The 16,865-nt window shown below is 66.4% G+C and carries 14 protein-coding genes; 7 read left to right on the top strand and 7 right to left on the bottom strand.

Annotated features, from left to right (window positions below; translation table 11 throughout):
* The first annotated feature begins 54 nt into the window (after positions 1-54).
* From U4Y88_RS00600 to U4Y88_RS00570, 7 genes are all read left to right on the top strand, one after another.
* On the top strand, positions 55-1,581 hold the full coding sequence (locus U4Y88_RS00600) for a sugar ABC transporter ATP-binding protein (protein ID WP_321781569.1): 1,527 nt from the start codon (positions 55-57) through the stop codon (positions 1,579-1,581).
* A complete protein-coding gene (locus U4Y88_RS00595) occupies positions 1,578-2,648 on the top strand; it encodes an ABC transporter permease (RefSeq protein WP_224011771.1) in 1,071 nt (356 codons plus the stop codon). The genes U4Y88_RS00600 and U4Y88_RS00595 overlap by 4 nt, the downstream gene beginning before the upstream one ends.
* A 54-nt stretch (positions 2,649-2,702) precedes the next feature.
* Entirely contained in the window at positions 2,703-3,836 is a 1,134-nt protein-coding gene (gene yjfF / locus U4Y88_RS00590; protein ID WP_224011770.1) for a galactofuranose ABC transporter, permease protein YjfF, read from the top strand.
* 371 nt (positions 3,837-4,207) lie between these two features.
* A complete protein-coding gene (locus tag U4Y88_RS00585; protein WP_321781568.1) occupies positions 4,208-5,356 on the top strand; it encodes a sugar ABC transporter substrate-binding protein in 1,149 nt (382 codons plus the stop codon).
* Positions 5,356-6,366, top strand: a complete 1,011-nt coding sequence (locus U4Y88_RS00580) for an ABC transporter permease (protein ID WP_224011768.1) — start codon at positions 5,356-5,358, stop codon at positions 6,364-6,366. Before U4Y88_RS00585 ends, U4Y88_RS00580 begins: the two co-directional genes overlap by 1 nt.
* Positions 6,366-7,184 (top strand): ATP-binding cassette domain-containing protein, encoded by an 819-nt coding sequence (locus tag U4Y88_RS00575; protein WP_224011767.1) that lies wholly within the window; start codon positions 6,366-6,368, stop codon positions 7,182-7,184. Before U4Y88_RS00580 ends, U4Y88_RS00575 begins: the two co-directional genes overlap by 1 nt.
* A gap of 62 nt (positions 7,185-7,246) precedes the next feature.
* Positions 7,247-7,972: a FadR/GntR family transcriptional regulator gene (locus U4Y88_RS00570; RefSeq protein WP_224011766.1), complete on the top strand. Its 726-nt coding sequence runs from the start codon at positions 7,247-7,249 to the stop codon at positions 7,970-7,972.
* 65 nt (positions 7,973-8,037) lie between these two features.
* Here the strand turns inward: U4Y88_RS00570 and araH are convergent, their stop codons facing one another.
* The 7 genes from araH to U4Y88_RS00535 all read right to left on the bottom strand — a co-directional run bounded on the left by araH (position 8,038) and on the right by U4Y88_RS00535 (position 16,863).
* Positions 8,038-9,048, bottom strand: coding sequence for an L-arabinose ABC transporter permease AraH (gene araH / locus U4Y88_RS00565; protein ID WP_065064750.1), 1,011 nt, complete (start codon positions 9,046-9,048; stop codon positions 8,038-8,040).
* Between the two features lie 115 nt (positions 9,049-9,163).
* Positions 9,164-10,723 (bottom strand): L-arabinose ABC transporter ATP-binding protein AraG, encoded by a 1,560-nt coding sequence (gene araG / locus U4Y88_RS00560; RefSeq protein ID WP_224011764.1) that lies wholly within the window; start codon positions 10,721-10,723, stop codon positions 9,164-9,166.
* Between the two features lie 44 nt (positions 10,724-10,767).
* On the bottom strand, positions 10,768-11,772 hold the full coding sequence (locus tag U4Y88_RS00555; RefSeq protein WP_224011763.1) for an arabinose ABC transporter substrate-binding protein: 1,005 nt from the start codon (positions 11,770-11,772) through the stop codon (positions 10,768-10,770).
* A gap of 74 nt (positions 11,773-11,846) precedes the next feature.
* Positions 11,847-12,776 carry a Gfo/Idh/MocA family oxidoreductase gene (locus U4Y88_RS00550; protein ID WP_321781567.1) on the bottom strand — a complete coding sequence of 310 codons (930 nt, stop codon included), beginning with the start codon at positions 12,774-12,776 and terminating at the stop codon, positions 11,847-11,849.
* An 84-nt stretch (positions 12,777-12,860) separates the two neighbouring features.
* Entirely contained in the window at positions 12,861-13,790 is a 930-nt protein-coding gene (locus U4Y88_RS00545; protein ID WP_321781566.1) for a dihydrodipicolinate synthase family protein, read from the bottom strand.
* 72 nt (positions 13,791-13,862) lie between these two features.
* On the bottom strand, positions 13,863-15,236 hold the full coding sequence (locus U4Y88_RS00540) for an MFS transporter (RefSeq protein WP_310632340.1): 1,374 nt from the start codon (positions 15,234-15,236) through the stop codon (positions 13,863-13,865).
* Between the two features lie 46 nt (positions 15,237-15,282).
* On the bottom strand, positions 15,283-16,863 hold the full coding sequence (locus U4Y88_RS00535) for an aldehyde dehydrogenase (NADP(+)) (RefSeq protein WP_321781565.1): 1,581 nt from the start codon (positions 16,861-16,863) through the stop codon (positions 15,283-15,285).
* Positions 16,864-16,865: the final 2 nt, after the last annotated feature.

Raw genomic sequence — 16,865 nt, 5'->3', positions numbered from 1 at the left:
GTTTTCAGCATCCGACGAATTTGATTAGCACTTCGGATCATTCCGATTGAGCCCATGAGCGCCCCGCCCCTACTCGAAACCCTCGGTTTGTCGCGAACCTTCCCCGGCGTGCGTGCGCTCGACCGGGTCGATTTTCGTCTGTTCCCCGGCGAGATTCACACGCTGATGGGCCAGAACGGCGCGGGTAAATCCACGCTGATCAACGTGCTCACCGGCGTGCACGAACCCGAAGCCGGCGAGATCCGTCTCGCAGGCCACGCCGTGCGTTTCGCCACGCCGCAGGAAGCCGAGGCGGCGGGCATCCAGACGCTCTATCAGGAAGTCAATCTCTGCCCGAATCTCTCGGTCGCCGAGAATATTTTCGCCGGGCGTCAGCCGCGCAAGCGCGGCCTGATCGACTGGAAAACGATTCACCGGCGCGCCGCCGAGGCGCTCGCCGAACTCAATCTTTCGCTCGACGTCACGCAGTCGCTCGACACCTATCCGATCGCGATGCAGCAAATGGTGGCGATCGCGCGCGCGGTGTCGGTCGACGCGCGCATTCTGATTCTCGACGAACCGACTTCGAGCCTCGACGAAGGCGAAGTCACGCGTCTGTTCGACGTGCTGCGCAAGCTCAAGGCGTCGGGCATCGCGATTCTGTTCGTCACGCATTTTCTGGAGCAGACCTACGCGATCTCGGACCGCATCACCGTGATGCGCAACGGCGAGCGCGAGGGCGAATATCTGGCCGCCGATCTGCCGGTGCAGACGCTCGTCGCGAAGATGGTGGGCCTGAAGGATGCGGGCGAACGGCTCGTGCATCCCGAGCCGCCGCGCGCCGAGACGCAGGCCGAGACCGCGCAGACGCAAGCACCCTATCTCGCCGCGCAAGGCGTGGCGCGGCGCGGCGTGCTCAATCCGCTCGATCTCGAAGTGCAGCCGGGGCAGATTCTCGGTCTCGCCGGGCTGCTCGGGTCGGGGCGCACGGAAACCGCGCGTCTGCTGTTCGGCGCCGACCGCGCGGACGCGGGCGACGTGCGCATCGACGGCAAGACCGTGAAGCTGTCCTCGCCGCGCGACGCGGTGCGTCACGGCATGGCCTATTGCCCCGAGGACCGCAAGAAGGAAGGCATCGTCGCCGATCTGTCGATCCGCGAAAACATCGTGCTCGCGCTCCAGGCGCAGCGCGGCTGGTGGCGCATGATCAGCCGCGCGCGCCAGCGCGAAATCGCCAACGAATACATCGAGCAACTGGGCATCAAGGCGCGCGACGCCGAACAGCCCATCGGCCTGCTCTCGGGCGGCAATCAACAGAAGGTGCTGCTCGCGCGCTGGCTCGCGACCAAGCCGCGCCTGCTGATTCTCGACGAACCCACGCGCGGCATCGACGTGGCCGCGAAGTTTGAAATCATGGACCGTGTGCGCGCGCTCTGCGCGAAAGGGCTGGGGATCTTGTTCATTTCGTCGGAGATCAGCGAGGTGGTGCGCGTGAGCGACCGCATCGCCGTGCTGCGCGACCGCCGCAAGGTGGCGGAACTCGCGGGCGCGAAGCGCTCGGAACACGAGGTCTACGACCTCATCGCCGGAGATCGCCGATGACTCTGCCGCCCATCGATCCGCCCAAACGCGGCGCCCTGCCCGCGTGGCTCTCGCTGCTGCTCAAGCATCCGCTCGTGTGGCCCGCGCTCACGCTGATCGCGCTGTTCGCCGTGGACGTGGCCCACCGCGGGAACTTCCTCTCCATCACGCTGCTCGGCGGCCATCTGTTCGGCGCGCCGATCGACATCCTCATGCGCGCCGCGCCGCTCGTGGTGGTCTCGCTCGGCATGACGCTCGTGATCGCCACGCGCGGCATCGATATTTCCGTGGGCGCGGTGGTCGCCATCGCGGGCGCGGCGGCCGCCACGGTGCTCGCCGCCGATCCGTCGCGCGTGGGCGTGGCCTTCGGCGCGGCGCTGCTCGTGGGCCTCGCCGCGGGCATGTGGAACGGCCTGCTGGTGGCCTTCGTCGGCATGCAGCCGATCATCGCCACGCTGATCCTGATGGTGGCCGGGCGCGGCGTCGCGCAGCTGCTCACGGGCGGGCAGATCATCCCGATCGGCGCGAAGGGCTATCTCTACGCGGGCGGCGGCTATTTCGCGCTGGTGCCCTGCGCCGTGTGGATCGCCATCGCCGTGACGCTGCTGACCGTGCTGATCGTCAACCGCACGGCGCTCGGGCTCTTTATCCGCTCGATCGGCGTGAATCCGGTGGCCGCGCGGCTCGCCGGTTTGTCGTCGCAGGCGGTGGTGTTCGGCGCGTATGCGTTTTGCGGTTTGACCGCGTCCATCGCAGGCATTCTGATCAGCTCGAACGTGCGCAGCGCCGACGGCAACAACGCGGGCCTGCTGCTCGAACTCGACGCGATTCTGGCCGTGACGCTCGGCGGCACCTCGCTCTCGGGCGGGCGCTTCAGCCTCGCGGGCACGGTGTTGGGCGCGCTCATCATTCAAACGCTCACCTACACCACCTATTCGATCGGCGTGCCGCCCGAAGCGACGCTCGTCGTCAAGGCCATCGTCGTGCTGTGCGTCTGCGTGATCCAGTCGCCGGCCGCGCGCGGTTTCGCGGCGCTGCAGCTCAAGCGCCTCGCCATGAGCCGCCGCGCGCGCGCCTCGAACGCCTGATCGCCGCGCCATGACGCCACACGCCAAACAAGGACCATCTCGGGGATGTCAAGCATGAACCGCCCACCGCAAGCCACCGATTCGAACCCGCTCTCCGCCTTCAGGCGCGGCGTCGCGCGTTTCGTCGATCCGCGCGTGCTGCCGATCGTCGTGACCGTGGTGCTGTTCGCCGCGCTGTTCGGTTTCGGCTCGGTGATGTACACCGGTTTCTTCTCGTTGCAGGTGTTGTTCGGACTCCTCGTCGATAACGCGTTCCTGCTGATCGTCGCGATCGGCATGACGTTTGTGATCATCTCGGGCGGCATCGATCTTTCGGTCGGGTCGGTGGTCGCGCTCACCACGATTCTGTGCGCCGTCGGCACCGAGAAACTGCACTGGCCCGTCTACGTGGTCGTGCCGCTCGTGCTGTTGTGCGGCGCGCTCTACGGCGCGGCGATGGGCGCGCTGATTCACTTCTTCCGTTTGCAACCGTTCATCATCACGCTCGCGGGCATGTTCCTCGCGCGCGGCGCGTGCTTCCTGATCACGACCGAATCCATCCAGATCAACGACCCGGGCTTTCACGCGCTCTCCGAATTCAATATTCCGGTCGGCGGCGGCTCGCTCACCACGGGCTCGCTCACGGCGCTCGCGATGCTGGCCGCGGCGATCCTGATCGCGCATTTCACGCGCTTCGGCCGCAACGTCTACGCAATCGGCGGCAACGAACGCTCGGCGCTGCTGATGGGCCTGCCGGTCGCGCGCACCAAGATCGGCGTGTATGCGCTCTCCGGTTTCTGCTCGGCGCTCGGCGGCGTGGTGTTCACGCTTTACGTGCTCTCGGGCTACGGCTTGCAGGCGCAGGGCATGGAACTCGACGCCATCGCTGCCACGGTGATCGGCGGCACGCTGCTCACGGGCGGCGTGGGCTACGTGATCGGCTCGGTGTTCGGCGTCGGCATTCTCGGCACGATCCAGACGCTCATCACCTTCGACGGCACGCTCAGTTCGTGGTGGACGCGCATCGTGATCGGCGCCCTGCTCTGCGCGTTCTGCCTGATGCAGCGCGCCACCGAACGTCACGCGGCGCGCCGCAAGTCGACGGGCGGCGGACGCAGCGCGCCGCGCACGCGCAACGCGCGCACGCAACCGGCCGCGCCGCTCGATCAGGCGAAGCTGGCCGCCGCGCCGCCGCCGCGTCGCGCGTAGGGTTTAAGTCTTCGCGTTTTCGTCATCGCGTTTTTTCATCACAGACTCGCATCGTCCGCACGCTCGACCACGCCTCCCAACGCGCGCCGATTTTAATAGTCGGACTAGTTAGGGGTATACATGGATTAGGAGGCGCAACACCGCTGCACTAAGATTTTTTGCGGTACCGCACGGCGCGCAACGCATGTTGCCGAACATGTCCGAACGCGACACGCGCCGCTGTCCTGCTCACGATCCTTTCGGCGCTTTCACGGCGCTTGCGCCCGAAAGCCGTCCGTCCGCGAGTTTCCGGTGCCGTCCAGCATCTGCACGCACGCGCGTCGACGCACAGTCGACCACATCGACCACGAAGAAGAGAGCCGGAGGAAGACATGGCGCAGCAACGGGATGACGAGCACAGCGGCAAACAAGACGACAACAACGGTAACGAGCAAGGCGGCGCTTTCAGCAGCGCGCGGCGCGGCCTCATGCAAGGCGCGGGGCTGGGCGCGGCGCTCTCGCTGCTCGGTGCTGTGGGTGGCATTGGCGGCGGCGCAGGCGGGCTGATCTCGTCGGCGCAGGCGGCGGAAGCGGCGTTCCCCGCGCACAAGAAATGGAAGATCGTGTTCGTGAACCACGTCACGACGAATCCGTTCTTCGTGCCCACGCAGTACGGTATTCAGGACGCCTGTTCATTGCTCGGCATGGACTATCAGTGGACCGGCTCGGCCACGTCCGACGCGGGCGAAATGGTGCGCGCCGTGAACTCGGCGATTGCCGCGAAGGCCGACGCCATCGCCGTGCCGATCGTCGATCCGAGCGCCTTCGACAAGCCGATTCAGGCCGCGCTCGACGCGGGCATTCCGGTGTTCGCCTATAACGCCGACGCGCCGCGCGGCAAGACCAATCCGCGTCTCGCCTATATCGGCCAGGATCTGTATCTGTCGGGGTATCAGATGGGCGAGCGCATCGTCAGTCTGATCGACAGCGGCATGGTCGCCCTCTTCATCGCCACGCCGGGGCAGCTCAACATTCAGCCGCGTCTCGACGGCGCGAGCGACGCCATCAAGAAGTCGGGCAAGAAGATCGACATTCAGACCGTGGCCACGGGCGCGACCGTCAACGAAGAACTTTCGAAGATCAAGTCCTTCTATCTGGGCCACCAGGATCTCAAGGGCATGTTCTCCGTCGATGCGGGCAGCACGCAGGGCGTCGCGCAGGTCATGAAGGAATCGAATCTGCCCGCGAAGGGCGTGCATGGCGGCGGCTTCGATCTGCTGCCCACCACGATCCAGCTCATTCACGAAGGCTTCCTCGACTTCACCATCGACCAGCAGCCCTACGTGCAAGGCTTCTATACCGTGATGGAGGCGTTCGTGTTCCTCGCCTCGGGCGGCCTCGTCGGACCGGCCAACATCAACACGGGCCTGAAGTTCGTGACGAAGTCGACTGTCGAGCCGTACCTGAACACCTCGACGCGTTATGAAGGCAAAACCACCAAGCCGCAAATCGTGCCGATGAGCGGCGCAATCAAGTCGTGATGGATACGGTGAACGAACCTCGCAAGCTGGAAACCTCCCGCGCGCCCCGGCGCGCGGGGGTTTCGTTCGCATCGCACTGGGCGCCCGAGTTGCGCATCCTGCTCGTGGCCTTGCTGCTGGCCGCCTATTTCGAATTCGCGAACCACGACTTCCTGCTGACCAACGCCAGCCTCGTCAACCTCTCGCAGTTCATCGCGCCGGTGGCGATCATCGCGTTCGGCGAAATCATGCTGATGATCGGCGGCGACATCGATCTCTCGGCGGGCATGGTGTTCGCGTTCGCGCCGTTCATGATGGTGTTCGCGAACGACGCGGGCGCGCCCATGTGGCTCGCCGTGATCGCCGGGCTCGTGGCCGCCGCCGTGATCGGCTTCGTGAACGGCGCGGTGACAGTGTGGCTGCGTCTGCCCTCTTTCGTCACCACGCTCGGCACGCTGTTCCTCATCAACGGCATCACGCTGACCTTGTCGCGCGGCACGCCGGCTGCCACGCCGGGCTCGCCGGAATTCGCGGGATTCATGGGCGCGTGGGGCTACAGCGAAATCCTCTGGACGATCGCGCTCGCCTTCGTCATGCACGTGCTGTTGCGGCATACGCGCTGGGGCCTGCATACGCAGGCGGCGGGCGCGAATCCGGTCGGCGCGAGCGAGGCCGGCATTCAGGTGAACCGGCTGCGCCTCGGCAACTTCGTGCTGGCCGCCGTGCTCGCGGGCTTCACGGGCATTCTCGAAGGCTTTCGCATCACGTCGATCGATCCGCAGGCGGGCGGCAACCAGATCATGTTCCTCGCCGTGGCCGCGGCGGTGATCGGCGGCACGCCGCTCACGGGCGGCTCGGGCACCATCGTCGGCGGGCTGATCGGCGCGGCGGTGCTGGGCATTCTGAACGACGGCTTCACGCTCATCGGCATCAACGCGTTCACGTTCAACATCATCCTGGGCGCCGCGATCCTCGCCGCGATGATCTTCAACATCCACGTGGGCCGCATCCGCCGCCGGGGAGCACGCTGATGGACGAATCGCAGGCCTTCAACGGCCCGAATGCGGGCAACGCCGCCGTGACGGAGCCGCCGCTCGCGCTGCGCGGCGACAAGCTCGTCAAGCGCTTCGGCGCGGTGACGGCGCTCGACGGCGTCTCGCTCACGCTCGGCAAGGGCGAAATTCTCGGCGTGCTCGGCGACAACGGCGCGGGCAAATCGACGCTCGTGAAAATCCTCACGGGCTTTCATCAGCAGACGGGCGGCACGCTGTATATCGACGGCCAGGAAACGCTGCTGCGTTCCGTCGATCACGCGCGCGCGCTCGGCATCGAATGCGTTTATCAGGATCTCGCGCTGGCGAATTCGCTGAGCATTTACCACAACATGTTCCTGAATCGCGAGCTGGTGCGGCGCGGCCCGTTCAAACTGCTCGATCACAAGCAGATGCGCGAGCGCGCCGCCCAATGTCTCGACGATATCGGCGTGCACGTGCCTTCGGTGGATCTGCCGGTGGAGCGCCTTTCGGGCGGTCAGCGCCAGGCGATCGCGGTGGCGCGCGCCGTGCATTCGAACGCGAAAATCCTGCTGCTCGACGAGCCGCTCGCCGCGATGGGCGCGCGCGAGGCGGGGCTCATCATCGACCTGATCCTTCGTCTGAAGGAAAAAGGCGGGCTATCCATTATCATGATCATGCACAACTATGCGCAGACCCTCGATATCGCGGATCGCGTGATGTTGATGCAGCGTGGCCGTGTAACTTACGAACAAAAGAGCGCGCTCACTTCGGTGGCGGAGCTCATGGACATCGTGCGGCGGGAATATCGGGCCATGCGCGCCACCAGCGCGTAGCGGCCCTCACAACGGGGGGACGCCTGATCGGAGCCCCTCGCCGGGCATCCGGCAGGACGAATATGGATTACCGCAATCTAGAGAAACGCAAGAGCCAGCACGGGCGCATCGTGCAGGAACTCGGCATGCAGATCGTCGGCGGCAAGCTGTTGCCGGGCCAGCGTCTGCCGGCCGAACCCACCTTGTGCGAGACCTACGGCGTGAGCCGCCCGGTGCTGCGCGAAGCCACACGCGTGCTCGTGGCCAAGGGTCTCGTGGTGTCGAAGCCGCGTGTGGGCAGCGTCGTGCGCCCGCGCGACGAGTGGCACATGCTCGACCCCGACGTGCTGTTCTGGACCGTCAACAGCATTCCCGAGGGCGACTTCTTCCGCGCGCTGCTCACGGTGCGGCAGATCATCGAGCCCGCGGCCGCCGCGCTCGCCGCCATCTCCGCGACCGACGAGGAACGCGTGCGCATTTCGAAAGCCTACGCGCGCATGGAGCAGGCCAAAACGGCTGCCGACCTGCTCGAACCCGACCTGGAATTCCATCGCGCGATCATGGCCGCGACGCACAACGACATGCTCGCCTACATCGGCAACATGCTCTCGCTCGCGCTCACCGAGTCGATCAAGTTCACGAGCCGGCATCCGAACACGCACGCGCTGTCGCTGCCGCGCCACAAGGCGATCCTCACGGCCATCGAGCATCGCGACGCGCTGGCCGCGCGCCAGGCGAGCGTGGTGCAGCTCGACAACGCGCGTCAGGACGCCAATTCCATACTCGGCGGCGCGGCGCTGGAGACCTGAACACGCGCTTGAGCACGATGCGGTGCTCAAGTGCCGTGTCGCGCGTGCGCCGCCGTACATCATGCTCAGACCGCGCGCTTGCTGCGGCGGAACTGGTCGAACAGCACCGCGAGCAACAGAATGCCGCCGCGAATCAGGTACTGATAGAACGTGGGCACGTTCATGAGGCTCATCGCGTCCTGCACCGCGCCCATGATCAGCACGCCCACCAGCACGCCCGAGATGGTCGCCACGCCGCCCGTGAGCGACACGCCGCCGAGCACGCACGCCGAGATCACGCCCAGTTCGAGGCCGACCGACGTCTTCGGGTCGCCGAGGCTCATGCGCGACGCGAGCATCACGCCCGCGAAGCCCGTCACCAGACCTTGCAGCACGAACACCGTGATCTTGATGCGCGTGACCGGCAGGCCCGCGAGACGCGCGGCCTCGCCATTGCCGCCCACGGCCAGCACGTTCTTGCCGAACACGGTTTTCTTCAGCAGAAAGCCGAACACCACGAAGCCGATGATGTTGCTCCAGATCGGAAACGAAATGCCGAGGAAGGAGCCGCCGCCGAGATCGAAGAAGCGTTCTTCCGAGATCATCACGGCGTCGCCGTTCGAGGTCAGGAAGGCGAGGCCGCGCACGGCTTCCATCATCGCGAGCGTGGCGATCAGCGAATTGATCTTGAAGCGCGCGATCAGCACGCCGTTGACGAGACCCACGGCGCCGCCCGCGAGCACGCCCGCGACAATGCCGAGGATCACGCTATGCGACTGCGTGATGACGGTGGACGCGACCACGCCCGAGAACGCCACGATCGACGCCACGGAAAGATCGACCTCGCCCAGCGCGAGCACGAACATCATGGTGACGGCGATCGAGCCGATCAGCGTCACGGAGAGCAAAAGGCCCTGAATATTGCGGGTCGTGAGGAAATCGGGGACGGTCGCGGAAAGCACCGCGAACAGCACCACGAACACCACGACGATGCCCGACTTGTTGATCATGTCCCACGCGCGCGCACGCGACGGCGTGATCGGCGCGGCGGCTTCGTTGACGGTAGGCGTGCCCTGTGGCTGCATGGCTTCACTCATCTCTGGTTCATCGTTACGGGTCGGACGCGCGTGTCGCTGCGGATAGCGCTACGGCTTGCGTTGCTGCGGCGCGCGTCCAGAAAACAACTTCTTTTAAGGGGTATTCGCGAAACAATCAGCGCGGCAGCGCCAGCTTGATCAGTTCGTCCGGCGAGGCGTCGGCCTTCATGACGCTGCCCGCGATGCGCCCCTCGCGCATCACGATGATGCGGTCGGCCACGCCGATCACTTCGGCCAGGTCGCTCGACACCATGATCACGCTGCGTCCCGCTTCCGCGAGTTCGTACAGCAGGTTGTAGATCTCGGCGCGCGCGCCCACGTCGATGCCGCGCGTGGGTTCGTCCATCAGGAACACTTCGATGCGTTCGGCGAGCCAGCGCGACAGAATCACCTTCTGCTGGTTGCCGCCCGAGAGCGTGCCGATGGCGGTGTCGCCGTTGCGCGTCTTGATCGCGAGCTTCTTGATGTAGTCGTCGGTCAGCGCGCGTTCGCGCTTCGCGTCGAGCAGGAAACGCGCCGGACTGAAATGGCGGCGCGCGCTGATATTCAGGTTGTCGGCCACCGAGGCGATCGCCACGATGCCTTCCTGCTTGCGGTCCTCGGGACACAGCGCCATGCCCGCCCGCACCGCGTCGCGCGGGCTCGCGAAATTCACGCGCTTGCCGTCGAGTTCCACATGGCCCGCGGTGGGACGCTCGGCGCCGTAGAGCAGCTTCATCAGCTCGGAGCGCCCCGCGCCCACCAGCCCGAAGAAGCCGACGATCTCGCCGCGCCGCGCCTGAAACGACACGGGCTCGGCGAGGCCCGGCCCCATCAGCCCTTTCGCTTCGATCAGCACAGGACCGGCTTCGCGCGAGCGATAGCCGTAGACGTCCTCGATCGAGCGGCCCACCATCGCCGCAATCAGGCGATTGCGATCGAGGTCGGCGACCGAATCGAAAGTCTCGATACGCTTGCCGTCGCGGAACACCGTCACGCGGTCGCACAGCTCATAGACTTCGTCCATGCGGTGCGTGACGTAGATGATCGCGCGGCCGTCGGCGCGCAGCGCGTTGATGATGCGAAAGAGGTTTTCGGTTTCGCGCGCCGAGAGCGAACTCGTCGGCTCGTCGAAGGCGATCACGCGCGCGTCGCGCATCAACGCCTTGCCGATTTCGATCATCTGGCGCTGGCCAATGGAGAGATTCTTCACCGGCGTGCGCGGATCGATGCGCTCGCCGAGACGCTGCAATTCCTCCATCGCGCGCTTGACGAGCGTCTGCTCGTCGAGCACGCCGAAGCGGTTGGGCAGTTGCCCGAGCATCAGGTTGTCGGCCACGGTCAGCTCGGGCACGAGATGCAATTCCTGATAGATGATCGCGATGCCTGCGTCGAGCGCCGCGCGCGTGGTCGTGAAGCGCTGCTCCACGCCGTTCAGGCACAACGTGCCTGCCTGCGGCTGGTTCACGCCCGAGAGCACCTTGAGCAGCGTGGACTTGCCCGCGCCGTTCTCGCCCATCAGGCCGTGCACCTCGCCCGCGCGCACGTCGAGCGCCACGCGGTCGAGCGCCTTCACGCCCGGAAAGCTCACGGTGATGCCGTCGAGCTCCAGATACGCGCGCTTCCCCTGTTGATTCCCCGCCTGGCGCGTACCGGCCGCGTTCGCGGCATCTGCATGTGTCATGGTTTCAGTCATTGCATCCCTGCCCTTGCCGTCGCCTCCGTATTGCTACGGATTCCTTAGATACCCAGTTCGCTGCGCACAGCCGTCCAGTTGTCGCGCGTCATCAGCTTGCCGGTGGTCTGCGTGTCGGCGGCCGGTTGCTTGCCGTTGCGGATCCAGTCGACGAGGTTCTGCGCGCTGTCCTTGCCGTGGTTCGTCGAGCTGACGGCGATCGTGCCGTAGAAGCCCGTCGGCGCCTTCTTCTGGAACTCGGCGAATGCTTCGCCCGCGCCGTTGATGCCCACGCCGATCACGTCCGAAGCCGGCAGATGCAGCTGCTCGGTCGCACGCACGGCGCCCAGCACGCTTTCTTCGTTGAGCGCGAAGATCACCCACTTCTTGATGTTCGGATGCTGGGCCAGCACCGGCGAAGCCGCGTTGAAGCCGCCTTCGTCGTCGGTGGTCTTTTGCGGCGCGTCGAAGATGTTTTCCTTCTTGAAACCGCCTGCGATCAGCGAGGCCGTGGCGCCGTCGGTGCGCAGCTTGGCGGTCGGCAGTTCGTAGTCGGTGATGCGCAGCGCGCCCACTTCTTCCGGCTTCCAGCCGCGCTTCTTCATTTCGTCGGCGATGGCGGTGCCGACCTGATTGCCGATCTTGAACGCCGACATGCCGAGGTGCGGCACGTTGCCGAGCGGCTTGCCCGACGAGTCGACCAGCTGATCGTCCACCGTCACGAACTTCATGTTGTAGCGCTTCGCGCGGGCCGCGATGGCCGGTCCGAGACGCACGTCGGGCGCGCAGATCACGAAGCCCTGTGCGCCTTGCGCACCGAGGTTGTCGATCGCGGCCAGCACCTTCTCGCCGTCCGGCGTGCCGATGTTGACGACCGAGAAGTTCTCTTTCTGGCCGAGCGCCGTGGCGGCCTTCTGCTCGTTGATGAACCACGCCTGCTCGGGCATCTTCACGAGGAAGCCGATCTTGGTGGGCGAGTCGGCGTGCGCCGCCATGTTCATGCCGAGCGGCGCGACGCACAGGGCCGCGAGCACGGCGCGAAGGGTGAAGCGGCGGATGTTGCTGGTCATGCTGATGTCTCCTCTGATAGCGCTATTGCGTGTGGTGAAGCGGTTTATGTGGCTATGTCGGGTGCGGCGATGTTTCAGTGGCCGAAGGCCTCGACTTCGATATGGCGGCCGAGCAGGAAAGCGTCGGCCACGAGGCGCAGCGGGCGCACGTCCACGTCGTCGGTGCCGTGCGCGATCAACCAGTGAAAACGTTCATAGAGCGCCGAATATTCCCGTTCGGCGCCCAGCTCGACCGGCTCGCCCGCAATCGCGAGGCGCTTGCCGCCTTCGGAGATCGAGAGCAGGCCCTCGGTGGTCTCCACGTCGATTTCCCATTGCTCGACCGGGCCGTGGCGCCAGTCGAATTCGGCGCGCACCGGCACGCCGTCGGTGTCGATGCAGTCGAGTTCGGCGGCGATCGGCGTCGAGCAGTCGGACGGCACATGCAGCGACGCGCTGCGCAGCAGCACTTCGCGCGGCAGAATGCGCGTGACGATCGAGAGCGCGTTGATGCCCGGATCGAACACGCCGAGGCCGCCCGGTTCCCAGATCCATTGCTGACCCGGATGCCAGCGGCGCACGTCTTCCTTCCAGCGCACATGCACGGCGCGGATCGTGCGTTCGGCCAGCCACGCGCGCGCCGGCTCGACGGCGCTCGCGCAGCGCGAATGCCACGTGGCGAACAGCGTGCGCTTGTGCTGCTTCGCGAGTTCGCGCAGCGCTTCCACTTCGCTCACGCTCGCGCCCGGCGGCTTTTCGAGCATCACGTGCTTGCCCGCTTCGAGCGCGGCGCGCGCCTGCTCGTAGCGCACCTGCGGCGGCGCGCACAGCGACACGGCGTCGAGGTCGCGCTCGGCGGTCAGCAGCGCGCCGATATCGGCGTAATTGCGCACGCCGTCCACTTGCGCGTTGCGGCTCGCGGCGGCGACCAGCTCGAAGCCCGCGTTACCCGCGATGGCGGGCAGATGCTGATCGCGCGCGATCTTGCCCACGCCGACGATGCCCAGCTTGTACGACGCATTCATACCGATCTCCCAACCTTTGTGTATCTCGCGTATTTATCTCGCGCGTTTATTTCGCGCATTTAATTCGGAAAGCGAATCAATGCCTTACTTGCCCCAGCGCAGCACCAGCGGATCGAGGCGGCGCGCGATATCGACGAGTTCCTTGCGCGTCTCGGGATGCATCGCGGGCAGCGGATGGCGCGGCAGTTCGCAGTCGATCACGCCGCCTTCCTTCATCAGCGCCTTGCACGCGAGCAGGCCCGCCTGGCGGTTTTCGTGATTGATCAGCGGCAGCCACTTCTGATAGAGCGAGAAGGCGTCGTCGAGACGGCCTTCGCGGTGCGCCACGATGATCGGACGGATGCCGTCGGGGAAACCGCCGCCCGTCATCGCGCCGGTCGCGCCCGCATGCAGGTCGGCCAGCAGCGTGATGCCTTCCTCGCCGTCCCACGGACCTTCGATCGCATCGCCGCCGAGGCGGATCACTTCGCGCAGCTTGTTGGCCGCGCCCGGCGTTTCGATCTTGAAGTACGAGACCTGCTCGATCTCGCGCGCCATGCGTGCGAGGAACGGCGCGGACAGCACCGTGCCGCTCGCGGGCGCGTCCTGGATCATGATCGGAATGTCGATGGCGTCCGAGACGCGCGCGTAGAACTCGTAGATCTGCTGTTCGGGCACGCGGAAGGTCGCGCCGTGATACGGCGGCATCACCATCACCATCGCCGCGCCCAGTTCCTGCGCGCGCTTGCTGCGCGCCGCGCAGGCGATCGTGCCGTAATGCGTGGTCGTGACGATCACGGGCACGCGGCCCGCCACGTGTTCGAGCACGGTGCGCGTGACCAGCTCGCGTTCGTCGTCGGTGACCGAGAACTGCTCGGAGAAGTTCGCCAGAATGCACAGGCCGTCCGAGCCCGCGTCGATCATGAAATCGACGGCGCGCTTCTGGCTCGCCAGATCCAGTTCGCCGGTTTCGGTGAAGGTGGTCGGCACGACGGGGAAAATGCCCGTGTAACGGGGCGTACGGCTCGTAGTCATGTTGTCTGTCCTGCTTCGAAAATTGCGGTGTGCGGCGCGCGCACGCTTGCTGTGTCTATCTGCCGGAGACGCTCAGGACTCGCTCGCGAGCGTGCCTTCGGCGCGCGGCTGCGGACGCAGCGCGGCGCGCACCACGAAGGCCATGAGCACCGCGAACAGCAACGTCGCCGCGAGAAAATACAGACCGGCGGCAAGACTGCCCGTCGCGTCTTTAATGATGCCGATGCCATAGGGGCCGAGATAGCCGCCGAGATTCGCGAGCGAGTTGATCATCGCGATCCCCACGGCCGCGCTCGCGCCGGTCAGAAACTCGCCGGGCAGCGCCCACACCACGGCCTGGATCGAGTAGATCGAGAACGCGGTCAGGCAGATGAAAAACAGTTGCAGCGCCGGCGTGCGGAACCACGCGCTCGCGGCCATCGTCAGCGCGGCGAACGCCGAGACCACGACGATGTGGCCGTAACGCTCGCGGTGCTTGTCCGAATGACGCGGCACGATCAGCAGGCCCGCGACCGCGAACAGATACGGCACCGCCGACAGCAGGCCCGCCGTCGAATCGGTCACGCCGAACGCCTTGATGATGGTCGGCAGCCACAGCGACAAACCGTAGATGCTCAGCGGAAACGGCAGGAACAGCAGCGCGAGCAGCAGCACGCGGCGGTCCTTCAGCGCCGCGAACGGATTGCGGTGCGGATCGAGCGAATAGCTGCGGCGGTCGGCGGCCAGCGCGCGTTCGATCCAGGTGCGTTCGTGGTCGTCGAGCCAGCGCGCGTGCGCGGGCGTTTCGGGCAGCAGACGCAGCGTCGGGATGCACAGCAGCACGGCGGGCAGGCCGCTCACGACGAACAGCGTCTGCCAGTTCGACAGGCCGAAAAAGCCGTGCGTTTCGAGCAGCACGCCTGCAAGCGGACCGGTGACGATGCCCGCGATCGGCTGCGCGAGCACCAGGAGGCCGATCACGCGCGCGCGATGGCGCATCGGGAACCAGTGCGTGAGGAAATACAGAATGCCGGGATAGAGCCCGGCTTCGGCGGCGCCGAGCAGGAAACGCAGCGCATAAAAACTCTTCGGACCGCTGACGAAGGCCATCGCCATCGTAATCGCGCCCCACGTGAAGAGAATGCGCGCGAACCACACGCGCGCGCCGAAGCGCGACAGCGCGAGATTGCTCGGCACTTCGCAGAGGAAGTAGCCGACGAAGAACAGGCCCGCGCCCATGCCGTAGGCGGCATCGCTCAGGCCGATGGCCGCGTTCATGTGCAGCTTGGCGAAACCCACCACGGTGCGGTCGACATACGCGACCACGTAGATGAGCGCGAGAAAGGGCACGAGGCGGCGCGCGATATGGGCGACGATGTGCTTTTCTTCCTCGCTCGCGCCACTCGCGTGCGCTCCGGTGTTACGCGACCCGGTCTTGCTGGCTTTCAGCGCCTGCGAATTCGTCATCCTGTCTCCTTGATTCTTTTTTGCGGCGATGCGCTTCTGGCGCGTGTCAGGTGCGCTCGGGCTTGCCCGCGAAACGCCGCTTCACCTGCAGCGGATTCGCGTCGCGCAACGCGTCGGGCAGCCAGCCATCGGCGAGATTCTGGTAGCAGACCGGGCGCAGGAAACGCTCGATCGCCGCCGTGCCCACCGACGTGCTGCGGCCATCCGAGGTCGACGGGAACGGACCGCCGTGGACGATCGCATCGCAGACCTCGACGCCGGTCGGGAAGCCGTTCGCCAGCAGACGGCCCGCCTTGCGCTCGATGAGCGGCAGGAGCGCGCGCACGAGATCGCCGTCGGCGGCGTCCGCGTGCAGCGTGATCGTCAACTGGCCTTCGATATGGCGCAGCACGGCGCGCAGTTCGGCTTCGTCCGCGCATTCGACCAGCACGCTGCTCGGACCGAACACTTCTTCGCCGAGCGAGGCGTCCGCCAGCAGATCGCTCGCGCTCACGCGCAGCAGCGCTGCCTGCGCACGGCCAGGCGCCGCCGCGCCGCGTGCGAGCGTCGTGACCTTCGGATGCTCGACCAGACGGCCGATGCCGTGCTCATACGCGCGCAGGATGCCCGGCGTGAGCATCACGCCCGCCGCCGCCGCGCTGAATTCGCGCGCGGCGTTCGTGGCGAAGGCCTCGAAGTCCGCGCCCGCGAGGCCGAGCATCAGGCCCGGATTGGTGCAGAACTGGCCGCAGCCGAGCGTCGTCGATGCCGCGTAGTCGCGCGCCAGCGTCTCGCCGCGCGCGGCGAGCGCGCCCGGCAGCAGCAGATTCGGATTCACGCTGCTCATTTCGGCGTAGACGGGAATCGGCTCGCTACGTGCGGCCGCCAGCTTCACGAGCGCAAGACCGCCCGCGCGCGAACCGGTGAAACCGACCGCGCGAATCGCCGGATGCTGCACGAGCGCGCTGCCGACTTCATGGCCCGCGTCGAACAGCAGCGAGAACACGCCTTCGGGCAGGCCCGCCGCCGCGACCGCTTGCTGAATCGCACGGCCGACGAGTTCCGAGGTGCCCGGATGCGCCGGATGCGCCTTCACGACCACGGGACAGCCCGCGGCCAGCGCCGACGCCGTATCGCCGCCCGCCACCGAAAACGCCAGCGGGAAATTGCTCGCGCCGAACACCGCGACCGGGCCCACGCCGATGCGCCAGAAACGCAGATCGGTACGCGGCGGCTGACGTTCGGGCAGCGCCGGTTCGATGCGCACGTCGAGCGCGTCGCCGCTGCGCACGAGCGTGGCGAACATGCGCAATTGATTCGCGGTGCGCGCGCGTTCGCCTTCGAGGCGCGCGCGCGGCAGGCCGCTTTCGGCCATCGCGCGTTCGATCAGCGGCTCGCCGAGCGCTTCGATGCGCGCCGCGCAATCGTCGAGGAATTGCGCGCGTTGTTCAGCGGGCAGCGTGCGGTAGGTGTCGAACGCGGCGTCCGCGAGATCGCAGGCTCGTTCGACATCGGCTGGCAGCGCGCCGTGGAAAACCGGTTGCGCGATGGGCGTGTTGCTCGCGGCGTCGATCGCCTGGAACGCCGCGCCTTCGCCGCGCTTCGCGAGCGCGCCGATCAGCAGGTCGCCGGTGAGAGTCGTCGTCATGA

This window comes from Paraburkholderia sp. J94, from assembly GCF_905220285.1.
Lineage (GTDB): Bacteria > Pseudomonadota > Gammaproteobacteria > Burkholderiales > Burkholderiaceae > Paraburkholderia > Paraburkholderia tropica_A.
The sequence above is the reverse complement of the archived record's forward strand: the minus strand, read 5'-3'. Positions and strand labels throughout refer to the sequence as shown.